Raw genomic sequence first — 20886 nt, forward strand, 5'->3', positions numbered from 1 at the left:
GAAAACGCGATGATAAAGCAACTTACATAAACGCTAATTTAGCCACAAATATAGCCGTTAGTACCCAAATACTAATTGATACTTCTTTCGCTTTACCTGAGCCGACTTTCAAGAATGTGAACGCGATAAAACCAAGTGCAATACCGTTAGCGATAGAGAAGGTGAATGCCATCATGATGGCGGTAATACACGCAGGCACATAATCTGTGAACTCATCCCAGTTAACTTTACTTAAGCCACTCATCATTAAGAAAGATACAAAAATAAGCGCACCCGCAGTCGCATAACTTGGAATAATCAACGCAATATCAGTAAAGAAAGTCGCCGCTAAGAATAACGCACCGACAGTCACTGCCGTTAAACCCGTTCGACCACCAGCAGCAACTCCTGATGCACTTTCAACATACGATGTGACTGGCGGACAACCAACGCACGCCCCCAATACACTTGATACTGAATCGGCTTTAAGTGATTTTTTCAGGTTTTCGATCTCACCTTTTTCATTCACTAAGTTGGCTTTATCGGCAACGCCCATTAAGGTTCCGGCAGTATCAAACATGTTGACAAACAAGAATGAAATAATGACGCTGATCATACCAACATTAAACAGGCCTTCAGCACTAAAAAATAAGTGTTCAAAGTCCATCGCCATGAATAATGGCGCAATACTTGGTGGTGTCGAAATAATTGATGCTGGCGCAGACACTAGGCCCAGAGGAATGCCGGCAAGAGTGGTCACTAACATACCGATTAATACCGCCCCGAATAAATTGCGGCGAAATAACGAACCTATGATTAAGAAGGTTAACGCAGCAAGTAATACACTCGGCTCTTTAAAGTTACCCAAGGTAATTAATGTCGGTTCAAATGCAACCACAATACCTGCGTTTTTAAAACCAATAATACCCAAGAACAGACCAACACCCGCCGTCATCGAGTAGCGCAAACTCTGCGGTATACTGTCTAATATCCACTCTCGAATTTTATAGAAACTCATTATTGCAAACAGTACACCAGAAACAAAGACAGCAGCCATCGCCACTTGCCATGTGTAACCCATGTCAAATACAACAGTATAAGTAAAGAAAGCGTTTAGTCCCATTCCCGGCGCTAATCCTACAGGCCAGTTAGCATATAAGCCCATTAACATACAACCAATAGCCGCACCAATACAGGTAGCAACGACCAGCGCATCTTTATCCATGCCTGTTTTGGCCATAATTTCGGGGTTTACAAAAATAATATAGGCCATAGTAACGAAGGTGGTTAAACCTGCCATAAGCTCCGTTTTCACCGTAGTACCATGCTCTGAGAGTTTAAATAACCGCTCTAGTAAGCCAGCTTTAGCTGACCCCTGTAACTCAGATCCTTGTTGTGTTTTGTCCATCATACTTTCCTTGTTGTATTTGGTATTACCGATTTACGTTTTATAATATCTACATTCATTGTTAATTCGTTATTAACTAGCTACCACGATAAGTTGAATAACTGAATGGTGAAACCAGTAACGGCACATGATAATGCTCTTCGGTATTATTAATACCAAAGCGGATCACAATATCATCTAAAAAAGCGGGATCGGGAACAAGCGAACCTCGAGAACGAAAATAATCAGCCGTATCAAATTGTAGCTGATACTTGCCAACACGTAGTTCACCACTGGTTAATAGCAACGCATCAGTACGTCCATCACTGTTGGTGACAGTTGACGTCACCAAGTGTAATTGGTCCGCTTCAACCCTAAACAATTTAATACAGATACCCGCACCGGGTACACCATTGGCTGTATCAAGTACATGTGTACTGAGTCCACTCATAATTAAAACACCTTACTATCGCGATTAAATATCACTGTTGAAATATCGTCTAAACTCAAGATTGAATACATAGAACGATACAATATGTTAATTTTATGTTTCACATGATTACAGAAAAATACTAGAAAGTTAAATTATTAATCTTAGTTTTATTTAAAAATCACAAAAAAAGCAGCCAAAATATAATGATTAGCACTTAAATAGAGAATAAATCAACAATCTAACAGTAACCCCCCTCTGAACTAGGTATAAACATAAATATTACAAAGTTGTTACATATAGCTATAGATTTTGTATACAATAATTGCAATAATTGTTTAACAAGCTGATTACCTAGCTACGAATTACAGTGTGATTGGCAAACATAAGAGTAACAAGGAATCATAATGACCGTTGCCTACCCTCGAGATTTAATTGGTTATGGCCAAGCTGTACCACACGCCAACTGGCCTAATAAAGCACGCTTAGCGATCTCGTTTGTGCTTAATTATGAAGAAGGTGGTGAGCGCTGTATCTTACATGGCGACAGTGAATCAGAAGCCTTTTTATCGGAAATGCCAGGTGCAGTACCATTACAAGGGGTGCGTAATCTCAGCATGGAATCTTGCTATGAGTACGGCAGTCGCGCTGGGGTATGGCGTTTACTAAAATTGTTCGCTGACTATCAAATACCATTAACAGTATTCGCTGTCGCCATGGCACTAGAAAGACATCCTGATGTCGCCAAAGCATTTGTCGCCGCAGACCACGAGATCTGCAGTCATGGCTATCGCTGGCTTGATTATCAATACACAGATGAAGCCGAAGAGCGTGCGCATTTATATAAAGCTATCGACATCATCAAGGAACTCACAGGGAAACGCCCTACAGGCTGGTACACCGGCCGCTTGGGTCCAAATACTCGGCGTTTAGTCGCTGAGGAAGGTGGTTTTTTGTATGACTCAGATGCTTATGATGATGACCTGCCATATTGGGTTAAAGCCAACAATCAACCGCATCTAGTGATCCCTTACACCTTAGATGTCAACGATATGCGCTTTGCCACCCCACAAGGATTTAATAGTGGCGAACAATTCTTTCAGTATTTAAAAGACAGCTTCGACACGCTCTATGCCGAAGGTGCTGAATCACCAAAAATGATGTCAGTGGGTTTACATTGCCGCTTAATTGGTCGTCCGGGTCGTATCGCCTCACTAAAGCGATTCTTAGATTACGTAAAACAGCACGATGATGTGTGGCTATGTACACGTGAGCAAATAGCAAACCATTGGATCGCACATCATCCACATAAGGAAGCGTAACATGACACATTTTAATACCTGCACGCCAAGTCAGTTATCACAATCCGCTTTTGTCGCCGTGTTTGCTGACATTTATGAGCACAGCCCTTGGGTTGCAGAAGCTACATTTCAACAATTCAAACACCAAAGCATTGATGGTGAGATAGATGATGTTGCCACACTGCAACACTGCATGGCAGACATTTTACTGGCCAGTAGTCATGAACGACAACTTGCCTTAATCAATGCTCATCCAGACTTAGCTGGCCGCGCAGCCGTAAACGGTGAGCTCACTGCAGCGTCGACATCAGAACAAGCCGGTGCCGGTATTGATCAATGTAGCGCTGAAGAATTTGCCAGTTTCACTCGACTCAATGATGCCTATAAAGCGAAATTCAATTTTCCATTTATCAAAGCCGTGCGTGGCGCAAACCGTTTTTTAATCTTGGCTGACTTTAAACGCCGTATTCAAAATGATGCCGACACCGAGTTCAAGCAAGCATTATTAGAAATAAACAAAATAGCTGCATTTCGCTTAAACGATTTATAACAAGGACGACAACAATGACTACTGAATTAAACTTTGACCGCCATATTAACCTTGCAGATGAAAAACTCGGTGCTGAAGCTATTTTTGCTACGGATGACTTTTTTGCAGATAAGCAGCGTATGCTAAAAACAGCAGCGGCAGTATTTGTACCTGATTTATATGATGAAAATGGTAAATGGATGGACGGTTGGGAGTCTCGCCGTAAGCGCCATGAAGGTTATGATTACTGTATCGTTCGCCTTGGTTTACCTGGTTCAATTGCAGGTTTAAATATTGATACAGCAAACTTCACTGGTAACTATGCACCTTCAGCCTCGGTAGATGCGTGCAGCATTGCTGACGGCCAAGATCCACAAGCAGAAACACAGTGGACAGAGATCTTAGCGTCAGAATCATTACAGGGTGATAGTGAGCACTTATTTAGTTTAACAGACAGTACCGTTTATACCCATGTACGCCTTAACATTTATCCTGATGGTGGTGTTGCTCGGTTACGTGTTTACGGTAAGCCAAGTATTAACTGGGATAGCATCAGCGCCGATCAAGAAATTGACCTCGCCGCTACTGTTAACGGTGGCCGTGCGATTGCCTGTAACGATGAACACTTTGGCGTAATGGGCAACTTATTAAACCCAGGTCGTGGTATCAACATGGGTGACGGCTGGGAAACGGCACGTCGTCGTACACCAGGCAATGACTGGGTAATTATCGCCTTAGGTAATAAAGGCTGTGTTGAGCGCATCGAAATTGATACCGCGCACTTTAAAGGCAACTTCCCTGATTCAGTCAACATCCAAGCAGCTTGTGTGGCAGGCGGCACGGAAGAACAGATCCAAGCACAGAGCTTATTCTGGCGTGAACTGTTACCAGCACAAAAATTATCTGCAGATAATATCCACAACTATCAAGAACAAGTGAATGCACTGGGTGATATTACCCATATCCGCGTCAACATTTATCCAGACGGTGGCATTAGCCGCGTTCGTATGTTCGGTACTGTATCGAAATGATGACTAACATGATCACACTTGAGCCATTAACTGCAGATGCGTTTAAGCCTTATGGCGATGTGATAGCAACAGCTGACTGTGATCATTTTATGATCAACAATGGTTCTACCCGTCGCTATCATCAGCTTGCGAATGTTGATACCGAGGCCGAAGATGGCCGTACGATCATCAGCATTTTTCAAGCGACGCCACTGGATTACCCACTATCAGTCACTATGATGGAACGTCATCCACTCGGCTCACAAGCGTTTATTCCTTTATTTGGCAATGCCTATTTAATATTAGTGGCGGCACCAACTGGCGATCTTAATAATGATCGGTTAGACAGCCAAACCATTCGTGGTTTTATCAGTGATGGCAGCCAAGGCGTCAACTATCACAAAGGTGTCTGGCACCACCCTATTCTCGCGTTAACAGACCAAGATCAGTTCTTAGTTGTCGATCGCGCAGGTTCGGGGAATAACTGCGAAGAAGTGCATTTTAGCGATGCTGAAACGCGGGTATTTGCAAAGCCAGAAAATTAATTTAAAACGTACACAGTACGTAACTATAATAACAGGGAGTATTTATGGATCCGCATATTACGGAATGGCTGAATCTTGCGATTCGATGGATGCATATGATTTTTGGTATCGCTTGGATTGGTGCCTCATTCTATTTTGTATGGCTAGAAAACCACCTTAATCGTGTTAACCCAAAAACCGGTTTAGCAGGCGATCTTTGGGCTATTCATGGTGGTGGTATTTATCACTTAGAAAAATACAAACTCGCGCCCAGCAAAATGCCAGAAACCTTACATTGGTTTAAATGGGAGGCGTATACCACTTTTATAAGCGGTATTTCGTTATTAACCGTGGTTTATTACTTCAATGCCCAATCTATGCTTGTTGCACCAGAATCAGGCTTAGTCGAATGGCAAGGCATTGCTATTGGTATCGCAACGATCGTTGTCGGTTGGATTGTTTACCACCTATTATGTGAATCACCACTAGCACAAAAGCCAGCCTTGATGGGCGCGGTATTAATGCTGATGATCATTGCCGTGGCTTATGGTTTATCACTGGTATTCACTGGTCGTGCTGCTTATATCCATGTCGGTGCAATGATAGGGTCCATCATGGTCGGTAATGTATTCTTTGTGATCATGCCGGGTCAACGCAAAATGGTCGCCGCTGTATCAAAGGGTGAAACGCCGGATCCAAAAGATCCAGCCAAAGCGCTGTTACGCTCGCGCCATAACAATTACCTGACATTACCCGTGCTGTTTATTATGATCAGTAATCACTTCCCAAGTACTTATGGCAGTGAATACAACTGGTTAATATTAGCTGCGGTATCGATTATCAGTGTATTAGTGCGTCATTACTTCAATACGCGCCACCAACATCAGAAATATGCCTGGACCTTACCGTTTGCTGCTTTTGCGATGATCACGTTAGCCTATGTAACTAAACCAACGGTAGACAACAGTGCGCCACAAGTGGCCTTTAGTGAAGTTCAAAGCATAGTGGTAGAACGTTGTGCTATGTGTCATGCCACTAATGGGGTAGCGCCAATGGCAGGCGTACATCTTGATACACCCGAAAACATTAAGCTCAATTCAGATCGGGTATTATCGGCAGTACGCAACCGCGTCATGCCACAAGGTAATATCACCAAGATGACCACCGATGAACGAACGGTCGTGGTTAATTGGATCAACCAAGGCGCTAAGATTTAAAACCAATCCCTATTCTAAATTATGAATAGGGATTTTTTAATTTAAATGGAACAAAACTCTACAGTTGTTGTCTTAGCGCTATATAAAATAACGACAAGACCTTCAATGGAACAATTAAACAATAATCTTTTTTTAGCTATTAACCAATTTGCAGGCCAAAATAAATTCACTGATTACATTTTCATGTTCTTTGCCGAAGCAATGCCCTACCTCTTTATCATCTTGGTGATCGGCATTTGGTTTCGCAGTGACGAACAAACTAAACGTTTCCTTATTGGCGCAACATTAGCGTCCGTTGTTGGTATCACGATCAATTCGCTTATTGCACAAGTTTATTTTCACCCGCGCCCTTTTATGAACGACTTAGGCACCACACTTGTCGCGCATGCGCCAAATTCATCATTTCCTTCTGATCACACCACATTTATGTTTTGTATCGCATTCAGTTTGTTGTTTCATCAAGCAACAAAAAAATTAGCCTTGGGACTGACAGTATTCGCCATTATAGGTGGGTTGTCACGCGTATATATTGGTGTGCATTATCCTTTCGATATTGCAGCCGCATCAGTCATGGGGATGCTGTCAGCAATGCTAGTACACACCACTCGGTATAAACTTACTGGCATTTATAACCTGATTATTGCTATTGGCGATCGCTTAACCAATCGACTGTTATAAGAAAAGAGTCATGCAAGGTAGTTATAGATAGGTAATAGGGATAGAACCACCAGCAGCACATAAGGGGTTGCTGGTTATTACGCTTCACTAACCAAGAAACGCATGATCTCTTCCATGTCTAAGTCAAAATCATCAGCTCTCACCGACTGGGCTATTTCATCATCCCCCATCGACAAATCAATCTTATTCGAGAGTTCAAAATCACGCTTATCTAAACTGTAAAACGAGTTCACTTTAGGACGAATCGGATCAGCTTGATTATAGCCTTCGACAATCGCCAAACGATTAGAGTTTAACTTAACCAATGAACCGACTGGATATACCCCCATGCACTTGATGAAAGCATTCACTAGACTTAAGTCTAATTGACCCGATTGAGCCAAGTTACGCAAAATACCAAATGCTTGTAACTGCGTCGAGCCTTCTTTATAACAGCGGTTTGCCGTTAAGGCATCATAGATATCACAAATAGAAAGCATGCGGCCATAACGCGAAATTTGCAGCCCTGCTAAGCCGTAAGGGTAACCGCTACCATCTAATTTTTCATGATGTAAAGCTGCGACATCCAAACTAGTTTGAGAAATACCGGCAATGGATTTAATAATATCGATAGAGTGATTGACGTGTAACTGCATAACCCCAAACTCATCAGCTGTTAATTTTCCCGGTTTATTGAGGATCTGATCAGGTGTACGGATCTTGCCAATATCATGTAAAAAAGCACCGATGGCTAGCTCTTTGATGATCGTTTTGTCAATATCAAGGTAACGAGAAAATAACGCCATCAACATCGATACCGCAAATGAATGCTCTAACAAATATTCATTTTTTTTACGGATATTGATTGCACACATGAGTGCGTCAGAATCGGTGAATAAGGTATCGATTAACTCTGTGGTGAGACTTTTTACTGAACAAAGGTCTATCTGAGACCCTTCTTCAATATGCTGAAATAATTTTCTCTGTACATCTTTAGAGGCTGAAATAAGCGCCTTAGCTTGAACCATCTTCACATTGAAAGCTTGCTTACGTTCAAGTGCGTCTGAATTTAAGGCTGCGGCAACCGCTGCCATTTGCGCATCAAACTTTTCGGTATCCACTAATACCCGTTTAATTCCCAGCTCAATCAGTTTGTTAAGGACAACATCATTTTTTACCCATTCTGCTTTTGTCAGCCTAAAACTACCGGTTTGTAAAATGATTTTTTCAATGTAAGTACCCGCAGTAATTTCGGCAATATCTTGTTCGACAAGCATAATAAGTAACTCAAAAAAGTATAGATAATCTGATTAGAGCGTACTTTATCACCATATAGCTTGTAAATATACTGAGGTTAGCGCCTTAATTAAAGGTATAATAAAGCACCAAATTAAATTATTATATTAAACCTTATAAAATCAGTAATAATGCATTTATCCCTGATTCATTATTGACTTAACAAAGTCATTATTTATGCTAATGCTGCTTTTTGCATTTTATGTTCACTGTACATATTTTGTAGTTTAGTCATTAAACATTGTAAGTAGCATACACTGACCCAAATTACGACAAGGGTCGCCAGCAATAATTCAAACAAAGCGATGACATGAAGTTGCGAGATATAGTGTGCATTAATACCGATGCTGGCAAACCAATCTTCGGTACTATAAAGCGCTTTAGCACTGATAACTAAAGGGAATGTAAATGCCGCAAAACCGGGGTTAAAGGTTAACCGAGATAAGTGTAATAGCGCCATATAAATGACAGCTGTCATCAGAACCGCAATACCCAATAATACCGCCACAATGACCGGTGATGGTTGTGCCATAAACGCTAAGTAACCTGTTAAACATAAACTCGCAGGTGCTGCTAATATTGCAATTGACGGTTTTTCACTGGTTGGTATTTTTTCACCAAAAATAAGGCGATTGAGCATTACAGGTAATAGCAATGCATAATTAATAATGCCAAATACCAAAATCGCATAACAAATCGGTTTAAACACTTCAGGTTGAGGGCAAGTAAACACAGCAACAATCAAACCAATTGGTGGCACAAACCAACTCGGAACCATATGTTGTAATTGCATGTCTTGAAAACGATGATAAAGGAACAATAATAAAAAGATCACGTGCATGACAATCGCGGCTAACCACATAATAGAAGATGTCGCAGGGTAAGCAGCGGTGAGCGAACTTGAGACCACCATGATAGCCATTGCAAATGTAGGTACCACACTACCAACAACATGATGAGAAAGATCATTCCATAAAGTTTGTGGGTGAATAATAAAGCGTAACAACAAAACTAGCAAGATCGTTGCCGCTATCGCTGACGTTGCAGTTTGTATATAACCATTAAAATCATATAGCGATTCCCACAATGCGCCCAAAGACGATATACCCAGAGCAAGACCAGCAGCAGGAGTTGGTAATAATTTAAAGTTAATTCTAATTTGATTTAACATAACGCACCTCACTTATTGATGTAGCCATTATAACCCTAGCCCTGTGTTAATAAAAACTGTATATTTTTAACATTAGGTTAAAAAAAGTTGAACCAAAATGAATTTATCATTAAAACAATTACGCGTTTTTGTTGCCGTTAGTCAGCAGCAGAGTATTACCCACGCAGCAAAAACCTTATTTCTTACTAAGGCGGCCGTGAGTATGGCATTAAGCGAGCTTGAAAATCAATTAGGTCAGCAACTGTTTGATCGAACCAACAATCGTTTACACCTCAATCCATATGGCCAACGTTTATTACCGATTGCTGACGAGTTACTGCACCGTGCAGCCAGTATTGATACCCTATTTCAGCAATCAGGACAACTGATAGGTGAACTCGCACTTGGCGCAAGTGAAACCATTGGAAATCAAATATGTCCTTGGTTGCTGGCACAATTTCGACAGCAGACAGCCCATACCCAGCAAACGCTACATATCAAGAACAGCGCGAAGATTGCTGAAATGATATTAAACTACCAATTAGATATCGGTCTGATTGAAGGTGATGTAAACCATAATGACATCGAAGCCACACCTTGGATAAAAGATGAAATGTGTATCATTGCCGCTGCTAATCACCCATTGCTGACTACATCCTCCTTACAGCTAAGTGATTTAGCTGACCATGCTTGGGTGCTCCGTGAAGCAGGTTCCGGTAGTCGCGCTTTTTTTGATATCCATGTTGCTCCCGAGATCCAACAATGGCAACTGGCTTATCAACTAAATTCTATTGAAGCACAACTTAACTTTGTTGCCGCCGGATTAGGCCTTGCCTGTGTGTCTAAATTCAGCGCCACGCATGCCCTCGCCAATGGACGAGTGCGGATATTACCGCTCGATAGCAAATTAGAACGACAGTATAAAATAATCATGCATAAGCAGAAATACAAAAGTGAGTTAATATCTACGTTTATCGAATTTAGCCAGCACTGGGATAGCAGCAACTTAATCGTTAACTAGCACGTGTAAATCAGCCATATCGAGCAGCTACAAGCAGAAATATACACTAGTATTAATACCAATATAGGCTGATACTTGAGGCAATTAAATGTTGAATGGACGCATATTACATACTCTGCTGTGGCTAGGGATAGCCATAACAAATAACCCAGTGCATGCACATGATTCCCCCACTCTCACGATACAAGGCACGCCCTCACAGAATATTATTGTCAATCAGCTCACGGCCGGGGTTAGCAGCGAACAGCGCCATGGTCCGGTACGCTCAGGGGAAACCTTATCTTCGATAGCCAAACAGCACGCACCGACGAATATGTCACGTTCCCGATACATGGATATGATTTTTCAGCTCAACCCACAGGCCTTTATTAATCAAAATATAAATAAGTTAAAAGTGAAGAGTTTGCTTATCTTGCCTAGTTATCAAGATAACAATAAGATAGCTGATACCAGTATCGCCAAACAACGCACCCAGTTTAATAACCAAAAAATTCAACTGACGGAGTATAATTCAACATTACAGATTAAATCGAGCTCAGGACCCACCCCCTTTATTCCGCAAGTCCCTATTCGCGTCATAGTACCGAATACATTAAGCCAACAACAAAAACAGGCTAAGTTACAAGCACAGATGCAACAAACTCAGCAATCAGGGATGCACCAACAACGATTGTTATTACAACAGATTAGCGAATTAAAGCAACAGCTCAGCGCCAGTCAGAAAACCGTGACAGGGCTTAATCAGCAGCACCAACAACTCAGTTTAAAAAATCATAACTTGCTGCTACAAATCCAAGATTTGCATGTCAAATATGAACACATCATCAGCAATTATATTTTCACCCCTAAATTCTAGGTAAAAAGGAAAAGGAATAGCAACTGCCACTGCTATCGTAATAGTTAATTAAATTATTACGCCTGAATAGATAACCAACCTAGCTGTAAATTTCAGGATAAAGTATACTTACTTCTTTGCTATAAAATATTCAAATAGCTGTTGCTAGGCAAGTGGTCGAAAGGAATAAAAATACCCTTGCCAAATAAGTAAATATAATACTCAAACTTGTGTGAAGCTTAAGTGCCTGTACTAAGACCATCAAACAAAAACTGACCAGCAGGTCAAATTCATATGCGGCTTTTGTAAGTTTCCGCAACACAACTATAACTTTTATATAAGTAACGGCGAAGGGATGAATATAAGTATGTCTACCATACGGAAGAAAAACGAAGGAAAGATTTTAAAGGCTGCCAGTCAAGTGTTTGCCAGTGAAGGTTACGCAGCAACAAAAACCATAGATATCGCGAAGCTTGCCGGTGTACCTAAGGCTAATGTCTATTATTATTTTAGTAATAAAGAGACACTATACTCAGCGGTATTAGAAACTATCATTGAACCCTTACTCAGCGCAACCCATCCGATTGAAACCATCGATAACCCCGCAATTGCTTTAACCGAATACATCAAGACTAAGCTAATCATCTCACGAGATTATCCTCATGCATCCAAAGTATTCGCCAATGAGATCATGCGTGGTTCGCCATTGTTATCAGCGGAGATACGTCAACGTTTAATGAATCAAAGTACCTTTTTACTCGGCAAATTTAGCCAATGGATTGATGCTGGTCAGATGGACAACGTATCGCCACACCACCTGCTATTTATGATCTGGTCTTCGACACAGACTTATGCCGACTTTAGCTGGCAGATAAATGCGGTAATGGGTAAATCATCGCTGGCAGCCAGTGACTATGATGATGCTGCACAACTCATCAGTCAATTAGTGTTAAAAGGCTGTAATGTAAGGACTTTTGACGATACAGCGAACGCTTAATAAGCGTTAGACACTTGGGTTTAAAATTACTTTTTTGATATCCCCTAAACCATTTTTAATACGTCGCATTTGAGGGTTAAGTAAAAAAGCATAACCCTCATAACAAAGCGCACTCATAAACTTCTTCTGGGTACGGTAATAATCAGCATAGCCTTCTTTTAATTTGGCATCCGCTAAGGCAAACGTACGCTTACTTAATCCCACATCTCGCTGTTTATAATCTGCAATAATGTGTTCGATACACGCGAGATGCTGTAAACGCTTATTATCCGTCTGAGTAATAGAATCACTGCGCATAAGATAACCGGTATAGCTTTTAGTTAAGACCGCCACTTCAAAATGCTCACAAATCTTTAGCCATAACTGCCAATCTTCGCAATAACTCATATCAACATCAAACAATCCAACCGTCTTAAAAACAGACGCTTTCACCATCACAGTTGATGTACCAACTACATTATGAGCCAACACCAGCGCTAAAGGTTGGTTGATATAATGACTCGCCGTTTTCACTGCTGTAAATTGATTCCAATAACCGAAACAATCAACAATATACTGATATTGCTCGTTCACATGATCATAATTAGTAAATGACATCGCCACGCTCGGATTCGCCTTATGCAAGGCTAACTGCATAGTTAACTTTTCTGGGTACCAATAATCATCAGCATCTAAAAATGCAATGTACGTGCCTTCAGCTTGTTCTATCGCCATATTACGCGCGCCCGAAGCTCCGAGCCCCGAGGTTGTAATAACCTTAACGCAAGCCTCCTGCAGACTTAAAGCGTCAAGGTATTGAGCCGTCTCATCAGTGCTATTATCATTGACAATAATGATTTCAACATCGTTTCTGTCTTGCTGTAAAATACTCTCTACCGCTTTTGGCAAATATACCAAACAGTTATAACTGGGAATAATCACAGAAACTGTAAACACCATAACACCACTCCTTATGTTACCAGCTGAAACCTTTGTTAACAGCCCCAAAAAAATCCCATTTATATACTATTATTGACCAAAGGCTCATTTATTTATCAAAGGCTTAATTTTTATTAATTGATGTTGATAAGCCTAGTTAAGAAATTGATTTTTGGATGCTAGATAGAATAAATTATGGATCATCGAATACAGAAAGAAGGACCTTAGAATGAAAAAAGTGGCATTTATCGCCCCTACATTTCCCGAACTGAGTGAGACATTTATTCGCACAGAGGTTGATTCAGTAAAAGCCTGCGGCCACCACGTTTGTGTCATGACATTTATCAAATACCATGACTGTAGTGAATTTAGTTATGCGATTCATGTTATCGGTGTGAACGTTTCGCTGCCTTTATTTACTACTCTTAGCCCCGTTGGAATGGGCAAAGCACTGTCTTTTATTGCCAAACAGCGTTCTATGCCTAAATTATCTTTATTTCTGTCCAGTCTTAAACTGGCATTGCAAATGCGAAAAGAAGGCATTGATCATGTTCATGCCCATTTTGCCCAACATACCAGCGCACATGCTATTTCAGCCGCGAAAATGCTGGGTATCACCAGCTCCTTTGTCGCGCATGGCCATGATCTTTATGAAACCCCTTTTGATGTTGATTTGAAGGTTAATCACAGCGATTTTGTGGTGGCGGTGTGCAAAGATATGGAAAACGATTTAAAGAAAATAAACGATGATAAAATAAAATTATTACATTGTGGTGTGGAAACCAATAAATTTAAGCCGCCCCAATTAGTGCCAATCCAATACCAAGATAAACAGCCGATTAAACTGGTATTTTTAGGCCGCTTAGTTGAACAAAAAGGCATTAATTACCTGATCCAAAGTATCTATGATTTAGAACAACCTCACCGAGTCACTTTAGATATTATTGGTGATGGGGAGCAACGCGCAGAGTTGCAGCAGCAAGTGGATAGTTTAGGTTTATCAACATCGGTGAATTTCCTCGGGGCTAAATCGCCATATTGGGTAAGCCAGAACCTTGCTAGCTTTGATTGTCTCATCGCACCATTTTGTATGTCTCAGTCAGGGTGCGTAGATACCGGCCCGTTAGTATTAAAAGAAGCGATGGCCGTCGGCGTCCCAGTGATAACCACTGACCTAATGGGCTGTAAAGAAATTGTCGCGCCTGGGACAGGCTTAATTGTACCACAACAATGTAGTCAATCATTGACTCACGCTATCACTGAGTTTATCCATTACCCTCCACAAAAACGTCAAGAGATGAGGCGTTTAGCACGATTAAATATAGAGCAGAACTTTGATGCCTTGGATCAGGCCAAGAGTCTATCGAATTGGATTGAGGATTGCGCCAGCTAGCGGGAAGCTTAATAGAACCTAGAAAGTAGAGAATACAGGCAGCAGTAAACAAGCTTGTTTACTGCTGCCTCATTACGTTAGATCACCACGATTAAACTAAATCGTTACAGACTGCTATAACGATTTTCACCGTATACGTAAGTTTCACATACCACGCGATCATCACCCATTAACATTAACGCGAACAAGGTTTCTTCTAATGACGTTGAGTTATCCATACGGAATTTAAGTAACGGTGTTGCGGCTAAATCTAATACCACGAAATCAGCTTCTTTACCTACCGCTAAGTTACCAATCTTGTCTTCTAAGCGTAATGCTTTGGCACCACCTAATGTCGCTAAGTATAATGATTTAAACGGGCTTAGTGCCTGTCCTTGCAACTGCATTACTTTATACGCTTCATTCATTGTTGACAGTAATGAGAAGCAGGTACCCGCGCCTACATCCGTACCCATGCCGATATTAACACCGAATTTCTCTAACCGTGGTAAATCCAATAGACCCGAACCTAAGAACAGGTTTGAAGTTGGGCAGAAAGCTACTGCAGAGCCAGTATCAGCCAAACGTTGACATTCGCTATCACACAAATGAATACCATGTGCGAATACCGACCGTTCACTCAACAGACCATGATGGTCGTATACGTCAAGATAGTTAGCGCGCTCAGGGAATAACTCCTTAACCCACTCAATCTCTTTTAAGTTTTCTGATAAATGCGTGTGCATATATAAATCAGGGTATTCGCTTAACAAACGCGCCGCAACATCAAGCTGTTCAGGCGTACTTGTTGGGGCAAAACGAGGCGTTACCGCATAATGTAAACGGCCTTTTTGATGCCAGCGCTCAATTAATTCTTTACTGTCTTCGTAACAGCATTCTAACGTATCCGTTAAGAAGTCAGGTGCGTTACGATCCATCATAACTTTACCGCAAATAATACGTAAGTTACGTAATTGTGCTTGAGTAAAGAAGCTATCAACTGACTCTTTATGTACAGTACCGAATACTAACGCTGTCGTGGTACCGTTACTCATTAATTCTTGTAAGAAAATCTCCGCTACTTTCGTCGCATGCTCTGGATCATCAAACTTACCTTCTGCAGGGAAAGTATAATTATTTAACCAATCGAGTAATTGCTCGCCATAAGAGGCAATCATACCCGTCTGTGGATAATGTACATGGGTATCAATGAAACCCGATGTAATGATCTTATTTTCAAAGACTTTAACATCGATATCACTGCTTTCATTCGCGAGAATGTCATCGGCGTTACCGACTGCTTGGACGATACCATTTTCTATAATCAAGGCACCGTCAGCAAAATATTCGTACGAATTTTCCATGCCAACTTTATCGGGATCACCAATGCTATGCAATATTGCAGATCGGTATGCTGTTCGAATTGTACTCATTTAAAACTTCCTTCATTATGCTTCTGCATCGTATCTGCCGCTATCCTAATACTCTCGTGATAGCGTGTCCACAAAACACTGCCTATATTAGGCTAACTTAGCGATATCACTATTTACTTGCACTAAATTAGGTTTTTGTTTGTTTTCCAGCGTTCGGCCTTGGTATGTCGCGATTAGCTCACCAGCCACCGAAATCGCAATTTCAGCTGGATGTTTGCCCACCACTGCGCTAATACCAATCGGGCAGATCATTTGATTTATCTGTGTATCAGTAAAATCACGTGAACGCAGTCGGTGTTGAAAGCGTTTCTTCTTGGTTAATGAGCCAATCATGCCAAAATACTTGGCATCACCACGTTTTAAGATAGCGCGAGCTAAATCAAAATCAAGTTGGTGGTTATGCGTCATCACCAGATAGTAGCTATCTTTGGGCATATCGCGAACATCACCCGCCGGATCATCACTGACCAGCTTGCTGACATTATCCGGGAATTGTGCCGGGAATTGATCTTCACGCTGATCAATCCAAGTCACACGAAATGGAAGTGTTGCCACAACATGCAGTAACGCTTTCGCTACATGCCCTGCACCAAACACCACTAAATGCTGTAATGACTGACCAATGGGTTCAAACATCAAGGTCGCACTGCCACCACAACATTGACCTAAGCGCGCGCCTAAATCAAAGCGCTCGACAACCAGTGATTCTTTACCATCATCTAACATTTTTCGCGCCATTTTAGTGGCAAGATGCTCTAAATGTCCCCCACCAATTGTGGCATACAGCTTATCTTGCGTTACTAACATTTTGGTCCCCGAATCGCGCGGTGTTGAACCGTGATGTTCAAGCACCGTTACCATGATGCATGCTTCGCCACGTTGCTTTAACTCGGCAAGTGGATCAATCCAATTATCTTCAAACATCACAAATCCTCCTTGCAGAACCACATTATTATGCTGTCACACTGTCTACATCAGTCACACGAACCGCAACCCTCTTTGCTTGATCACGTTTAAAATCTTCCGCATCCAGTACCGCCCATAACACCCGTTCTGGTGTAGCAGGAGTATCTAAATGTGGCACATATTGATGGTCAGCAACACTGGCGGCGGCATCTCGCAATGCACTCCACACTGACATGCTGAGCATAAACGGCGGTTCACCCACGGCTTTAGAGTTGTAAACGGTTTGCTCTGGATTAGAACGGTTTTCAACTAAGTGCGTTCTAAAATCAATCGGCGTATCGGTGATAGCAGGGATCTTGTAACCCATTGGGCCATTGGTAGCCAATTTACCTTTGTCATTCCAGACTAATTCTTCAGTGGTTAACCAACCCATACCTTGAATAAAGCCACCTTCAATCTGACCTATATCAATATCAGGATTGAGTGACGCACCAACATCATGAAGAATATCCACACGCAGCGTCTTGTACTCCCCGGTTAAGGTATCAATCAGCACTTCAGAGCAAGATGCACCATAAGCAAAGTAATAGAATGGACGCCCTTTCGCTGTAGCGTGATCGTAATAGATCTTCGGCGTTTTATAGAAACCCGTGCTCGATAACGAGATTTGATTAAAATAAGCCTGTTGGATCAGCTCTGCAAACGTCATGATCTTCTCGCGAATGGTCACGGTATTATTGCTAAAGATAACCTCTTCATCGGTAACACCAAAATGCGCCACACAGAAATCAATCAGGCGTTGTTTAATAGTACGCGCGGCATTCTGCGCAGCTTTACCATTTAAATCAGTCCCTGATGACGCCGCTGTTGGTGAAGTATTCGGTACTTTACTGGTATTGGCCGAGGTGATTTGGATATTATCAATGTCCACTTGGAATTCTTGCGCCACGATCTGCGCGACTTTAGTATTAAGCCCTTGACCCATTTCGGTGCCGCCGTGACTTAACTGCATACTGCCATCAGTATAAACATGCAGTAGTGCGCCAGCTTGATTTAAGAAGGTCGCCGTAAACGAAATACCAAATTTAACCGGTGTTAGCGAGATACCTTTTTTCAAAATAGGACTGGTTTTATTATATTCATCGATCGCTTTACGACGCAGCGCATACTCACTCGTCGCTTCTAAATCTGCAACTAAATCATGAATAAAGTTATCTTCTACTTTTTGATAGTAGTGCGTGATGTTTCTATCTTCGATACCGTAAAAATTCACTTTACGCACATCAAGTGGATCTTTACCTAACTTACCGGCAATTTCATCCATAATGTGTTCAATGGTCATCATGCCTTGCGGGCCACCAAAACCACGGAATGCGGTATTTGAGGCGGTATTAGTTTTGCAACGATGACCTGTGATCGTCGCATCACCTAAATAGTAGGCGTTATCGGAATGGAACATAGCACGATCGGTGATCGAGCTAGAAAGATCCGGTGAATAACCACAGTTACTGGCGACAATAATTTCAATGCCATTAATTTGGCCATCGTCATTAAAGCCGACTTTATATTGATTAAAGAATGGGTGACGTTTACCTGTCATCATCATATCTTCAACACGCGGTAAGCGGATCTTTGTTGGTCGTCCTGTGAGTTTGGCAAATACCGCGCAGAGACAGGCAGGCCCTGCAGCTTGGGTTTCTTTACCACCAAAACCACCGCCCATACGACGCATATCGATGACGACTTTATGCATAGGTACGCCAATCACTTCCGCCACCAGCTTTTGTACTTCAGTTGGGTTTTGCGTTGACGCATAAACGATCATGCCACCATCTTCGGTTGGCATTACTGACGCTGCTTGCGTTTCTAAATAGAAATGCTCTTGACCGCCAATATGAATACTGCCTTCTAGGATATGCTTGGCTGCTGATAATGCTGCTGCCGAGTTACCGCGTTTTTGCTGGTGTGATTCGGTCACAAAGCTCTTTTTAGCCAATGCTTCTTCCACACATAAAATAGCGGGGAGTTCTTCATATTCAATGATTGCCGCTTGCGCTGCTTGGCGCGCTATTTCCATCGAACTTGCCGCAACCGCAATAACAGCTTGGCCGAGATATTCGACTTTGCCATCGGCTAATAATGGATCGCCCGGTAAAATAGCACCTATGTCTAATTCGCCTGGTACATCTTTGGCTTGAATAGCTAATTCAACACCGTCAAATTCATAACAAGGGGTTAAATCGATCTTAGTAATATTAGCGTGTGCAACGTCACTCATGCGCACATACACATGTAATTGATTTGGATATTCCAGACGATCATCAACATAAACGGCTTCGCCAGTTACCTGAATACCGGCACTGTCGTGTTTCACATTTTTACCAACACCAGTTTTGATCGAGCCATTCGCTTGCGCTAACAATTGCTGCTGTGATAATTGTGCTTTATTGTGATTAGACATAAGACGTTACCCGCGTTTCAATTGTGGTATTTTGCAATTCTAAATAGAATTTCTTCAGTAGATTTTTAGCTGTTAATGAGCGATATTCTTTACTGGCACGGAAATCAGAGAGTGGAGAGAAGTCTTTCGCGAGTGCTTGCATTGCCGCTGCTACATTGTGGTATTCCCACGTTGCGCCAAGTAAGATTTTCTCTGCATGTTGTGCGCGCATCGGCGTCGCCGCCATACCACCAAACGCAATACGAATATCAGTAACAACATTATCTTTCAAGGTAATATTAAACGCGCCCAGTACCGCAGAGATATCATCATCCAATCGTTTAGATAATTTATACGTACGAAATACTTGTTCAGGCGTTGGCAGAGGAATGATAATCTTAGTGATAAATTCAGCCGCTTGTTGCGCCGTGATTTTATAACCAACAAAGTAATCGTCGAGATCCATCAAGCGCACATCATCACCGCAACGCAGTTCAACTTGTGCGTTCAGTGCAATTAACGCTGGCGGCGTATCACCAATTGGCGATGCGTTACCTATGTTGCCACCGATCGTACCTTGATTACGTACTTGCAGTGACGCAAAACGATGTAAGAGTTCAGCGAAATCAGGGAAATATCGCGCTAACGTGCTGTAGCTATCGGTTAAACTTCTCGCCGCACCAATCTCAATATGACAGTCAGTCACAGTGATGTCTTTCATTTCAGCGACATTGCCCACCGAGATAAGGGTATTGATAGGACGGTGGAATTGGGTTATTTCCAGGGCTAAATCGGTGCCACCGGCAACAATACGTGCATCAGGATGCTTCACTAACAATGCTGCTAACTCAGCCACATTATCTGGTGAATAAGCCGTTTGACCATTACCTGATAGAGTTTGAGTGCCATTACGCTCAATAGTATTAAGTTTAGCGACCGTTTCAGCTTCTAAACGCTCAAAGGCATCAACAACGTGCGGTTGCTCTGCCAAAGACATCGCAGAATCAATAATGGAGCGGTAACCCGTACAACGACATAAGTTACCCGCGAGCGCTTCAAAAATGACCTGTTTATCGGCTGAAGGCGTGTTTTTGCTTAATGCAAACATCGACATGACAAAACCAGGGGTACAATAACCACATTGGGTACCGTTATTATCAACAAGCGCTTGCTGCACTTGATGTAAGGTACCGTCTTTTGCTTTAAGGTCTTCGACCGTGATCAGCTGCTTTCCATGTAATGCGGATAAAAACGTAATACATGCATTAACGGATGTATAGCGGATCCGCCCATCGACAACGTCACCAAGTACAACGGTACAAGCACCGCAGTCTCCTGATGCACAACCTTCTTTAGTACCTTTCTTCGCTTCTTCTTGGCGTAAGAAATTCAGTACCGTGGTATTGGGTGAACGGTCAGATACCTGACACATTTTTTGGGTAAGTAGAAACTTAATCAAGCCGTACCTCCTGCGTTTTGCCGTA

19 protein-coding genes are annotated in these 20886 nt (G+C 41.9%); 10 read left to right on the forward strand and 9 right to left on the reverse strand.

All coding sequences use genetic code 11. The annotated features are described in order from the left end of the window. Window positions 1-22: 22 nt before the first annotated feature. Window positions 23-1387 (reverse strand): NCS2 family permease, encoded by a 1365-nt coding sequence (locus QNK26_RS04895; RefSeq protein WP_319221229.1) that lies wholly within the window; start codon window positions 1385-1387, stop codon window positions 23-25. A gap of 76 nt (window positions 1388-1463) precedes the next feature. Next, the gene (gene uraH / locus QNK26_RS04900; RefSeq protein WP_319221196.1) at window positions 1464-1817 is read right to left on the reverse strand and encodes a hydroxyisourate hydrolase; all 354 of its coding nucleotides are present in this window, start codon (window positions 1815-1817) and stop codon (window positions 1464-1466) included. Between the two features lie 386 nt (window positions 1818-2203). Here uraH and puuE point away from each other — a divergent pair, with 386 nt between their 5' ends. From puuE to QNK26_RS04930, 6 genes are read left to right on the forward strand one after another with little or no spacing between them, the layout of a single operon-like run. Then, on the forward strand, window positions 2204-3118 hold the full coding sequence (gene puuE / locus QNK26_RS04905; RefSeq protein WP_319221198.1) for an allantoinase PuuE: 915 nt from the start codon (window positions 2204-2206) through the stop codon (window positions 3116-3118). Between the two features lies 1 nt (window position 3119). Further along, window positions 3120-3647 carry a 2-oxo-4-hydroxy-4-carboxy-5-ureidoimidazoline decarboxylase gene (gene uraD / locus QNK26_RS04910; RefSeq protein WP_319221200.1) on the forward strand — a complete coding sequence of 176 codons (528 nt, stop codon included), beginning with the start codon at window positions 3120-3122 and terminating at the stop codon, window positions 3645-3647. A gap of 14 nt (window positions 3648-3661) precedes the next feature. Then, window positions 3662-4657, forward strand: coding sequence for an allantoicase (gene alc / locus QNK26_RS04915; RefSeq protein WP_319221201.1), 996 nt, complete (start codon window positions 3662-3664; stop codon window positions 4655-4657). Continuing rightward, entirely contained in the window at window positions 4657-5181 is a 525-nt protein-coding gene (locus QNK26_RS04920; protein WP_319221230.1) for an ureidoglycolate lyase, read from the forward strand. The genes alc and QNK26_RS04920 overlap by 1 nt, the downstream gene beginning before the upstream one ends. A gap of 44 nt (window positions 5182-5225) precedes the next feature. Then, window positions 5226-6377 (forward strand): urate hydroxylase PuuD, encoded by a 1152-nt coding sequence (locus QNK26_RS04925; RefSeq protein WP_319221202.1) that lies wholly within the window; start codon window positions 5226-5228, stop codon window positions 6375-6377. A gap of 45 nt (window positions 6378-6422) precedes the next feature. Then, window positions 6423-7055 (forward strand): undecaprenyl-diphosphatase, encoded by a 633-nt coding sequence (locus QNK26_RS04930; protein WP_319221204.1) that lies wholly within the window; start codon window positions 6423-6425, stop codon window positions 7053-7055. A gap of 77 nt (window positions 7056-7132) precedes the next feature. Here QNK26_RS04930 and QNK26_RS04935 read toward each other — a convergent pair whose 3' ends face one another. Further along, window positions 7133-8311 (reverse strand): HD-GYP domain-containing protein, encoded by a 1179-nt coding sequence (locus QNK26_RS04935; protein ID WP_319221206.1) that lies wholly within the window; start codon window positions 8309-8311, stop codon window positions 7133-7135. Window positions 8312-8505: 194 nt separating this feature from the next. Beyond that, complete coding sequence (locus QNK26_RS04940) at window positions 8506-9501, reverse strand: TDT family transporter (protein WP_319221208.1); 996 nt, start codon at window positions 9499-9501, stop codon at window positions 8506-8508. A gap of 97 nt (window positions 9502-9598) precedes the next feature. Between QNK26_RS04940 and QNK26_RS04945 the strand changes: the two genes are divergently transcribed. From QNK26_RS04945 to QNK26_RS04955, 3 genes are all read left to right on the forward strand, one after another. Beyond that, window positions 9599-10501: a LysR substrate-binding domain-containing protein gene (locus QNK26_RS04945; RefSeq protein ID WP_319221210.1), complete on the forward strand. Its 903-nt coding sequence runs from the start codon at window positions 9599-9601 to the stop codon at window positions 10499-10501. 88 nt (window positions 10502-10589) lie between these two features. Continuing rightward, window positions 10590-11357 (forward strand): FimV/HubP family polar landmark protein, encoded by a 768-nt coding sequence (locus QNK26_RS04950; RefSeq protein WP_319221211.1) that lies wholly within the window; start codon window positions 10590-10592, stop codon window positions 11355-11357. A 346-nt stretch (window positions 11358-11703) separates the two neighbouring features. Further along, window positions 11704-12333, forward strand: a complete 630-nt coding sequence (locus tag QNK26_RS04955; protein ID WP_319221212.1) for a TetR/AcrR family transcriptional regulator — start codon at window positions 11704-11706, stop codon at window positions 12331-12333. 6 nt (window positions 12334-12339) lie between these two features. On the opposite strand, the gene QNK26_RS04960 is transcribed toward QNK26_RS04955, so the two are convergent. Continuing rightward, window positions 12340-13272 (reverse strand): glycosyltransferase family 2 protein, encoded by a 933-nt coding sequence (locus tag QNK26_RS04960; protein WP_319221214.1) that lies wholly within the window; start codon window positions 13270-13272, stop codon window positions 12340-12342. A 208-nt stretch (window positions 13273-13480) separates the two neighbouring features. Here QNK26_RS04960 and QNK26_RS04965 point away from each other — a divergent pair, with 208 nt between their 5' ends. Further along, window positions 13481-14644 (forward strand): glycosyltransferase family 4 protein, encoded by a 1164-nt coding sequence (locus tag QNK26_RS04965; RefSeq protein ID WP_319221217.1) that lies wholly within the window; start codon window positions 13481-13483, stop codon window positions 14642-14644. A gap of 104 nt (window positions 14645-14748) precedes the next feature. Here the strand turns inward: QNK26_RS04965 and guaD are convergent, their stop codons facing one another. The 4 genes from guaD to xdhA form a co-directional block, all read right to left on the reverse strand. Next, a complete protein-coding gene (guaD, locus tag QNK26_RS04970; RefSeq protein WP_319221219.1) occupies window positions 14749-16056 on the reverse strand; it encodes a guanine deaminase in 1308 nt (435 codons plus the stop codon). Window positions 16057-16143: 87 nt separating this feature from the next. Beyond that, entirely contained in the window at window positions 16144-16980 is an 837-nt protein-coding gene (gene xdhC / locus QNK26_RS04975) for a xanthine dehydrogenase accessory protein XdhC (RefSeq protein ID WP_319221221.1), read from the reverse strand. A gap of 28 nt (window positions 16981-17008) precedes the next feature. After that, window positions 17009-19423: a xanthine dehydrogenase molybdopterin binding subunit gene (gene xdhB / locus QNK26_RS04980; RefSeq protein WP_319221222.1), complete on the reverse strand. Its 2415-nt coding sequence runs from the start codon at window positions 19421-19423 to the stop codon at window positions 17009-17011. Further along, window positions 19416-20886, reverse strand: a 1471-nt coding sequence (gene xdhA / locus QNK26_RS04985) for a xanthine dehydrogenase small subunit (protein ID WP_319221224.1), incomplete at its 5' end; no start/stop codon positions are given. The genes xdhB and xdhA, both read right to left, overlap by 8 nt.

Origin of the sequence: Moritella sp., from assembly GCF_033791185.1 — a bacterium.
Taxonomy (GTDB): Bacteria; Pseudomonadota; Gammaproteobacteria; order Enterobacterales; family Moritellaceae; genus Moritella.

Excerpts from the sequence above, each read along its gene's own strand:
- QNK26_RS04940 (WP_319221208.1), bottom strand. The coding sequence starts at position 9,501 with ATGTTAAATCAAATTAGAATTAACTTTAAATTATTACCAACTCCTGCT.
- puuE (WP_319221198.1), top strand. The coding sequence starts at position 2,204 with ATGACCGTTGCCTACCCTCGAGATTTAATTGGTTATGGCCAAGCTGTA.
- uraD (WP_319221200.1), top strand. The coding sequence starts at position 3,120 with ATGACACATTTTAATACCTGCACGCCAAGTCAGTTATCACAATCCGCT.
- QNK26_RS04950 (WP_319221211.1), top strand. The coding sequence starts at position 10,590 with ATGTTGAATGGACGCATATTACATACTCTGCTGTGGCTAGGGATAGCC.
- QNK26_RS04920 (WP_319221230.1), top strand. The coding sequence starts at position 4,657 with ATGACTAACATGATCACACTTGAGCCATTAACTGCAGATGCGTTTAAG.
- QNK26_RS04925 (WP_319221202.1), top strand. The coding sequence starts at position 5,226 with ATGGATCCGCATATTACGGAATGGCTGAATCTTGCGATTCGATGGATG.
- QNK26_RS04895 (WP_319221229.1), bottom strand. The coding sequence starts at position 1,387 with ATGGACAAAACACAACAAGGATCTGAGTTACAGGGGTCAGCTAAAGCT.
- QNK26_RS04935 (WP_319221206.1), bottom strand. The coding sequence starts at position 8,311 with ATGCTTGTCGAACAAGATATTGCCGAAATTACTGCGGGTACTTACATT.
- QNK26_RS04955 (WP_319221212.1), top strand. The coding sequence starts at position 11,704 with ATGTCTACCATACGGAAGAAAAACGAAGGAAAGATTTTAAAGGCTGCC.
- QNK26_RS04965 (WP_319221217.1), top strand. The coding sequence starts at position 13,481 with ATGAAAAAAGTGGCATTTATCGCCCCTACATTTCCCGAACTGAGTGAG.
- QNK26_RS04960 (WP_319221214.1), bottom strand. The coding sequence starts at position 13,272 with ATGGTGTTTACAGTTTCTGTGATTATTCCCAGTTATAACTGTTTGGTA.
- guaD (WP_319221219.1), bottom strand. The coding sequence starts at position 16,056 with ATGAGTACAATTCGAACAGCATACCGATCTGCAATATTGCATAGCATT.
- uraH (WP_319221196.1), bottom strand. The coding sequence starts at position 1,817 with ATGAGTGGACTCAGTACACATGTACTTGATACAGCCAATGGTGTACCC.
- xdhC (WP_319221221.1), bottom strand. The coding sequence starts at position 16,980 with ATGTTTGAAGATAATTGGATTGATCCACTTGCCGAGTTAAAGCAACGT.
- xdhB (WP_319221222.1), bottom strand. The coding sequence starts at position 19,423 with ATGTCTAATCACAATAAAGCACAATTATCACAGCAGCAATTGTTAGCG.
- QNK26_RS04930 (WP_319221204.1), top strand. The coding sequence starts at position 6,423 with ATGGAACAAAACTCTACAGTTGTTGTCTTAGCGCTATATAAAATAACG.
- QNK26_RS04945 (WP_319221210.1), top strand. The coding sequence starts at position 9,599 with ATGAATTTATCATTAAAACAATTACGCGTTTTTGTTGCCGTTAGTCAG.
- alc (WP_319221201.1), top strand. The coding sequence starts at position 3,662 with ATGACTACTGAATTAAACTTTGACCGCCATATTAACCTTGCAGATGAA.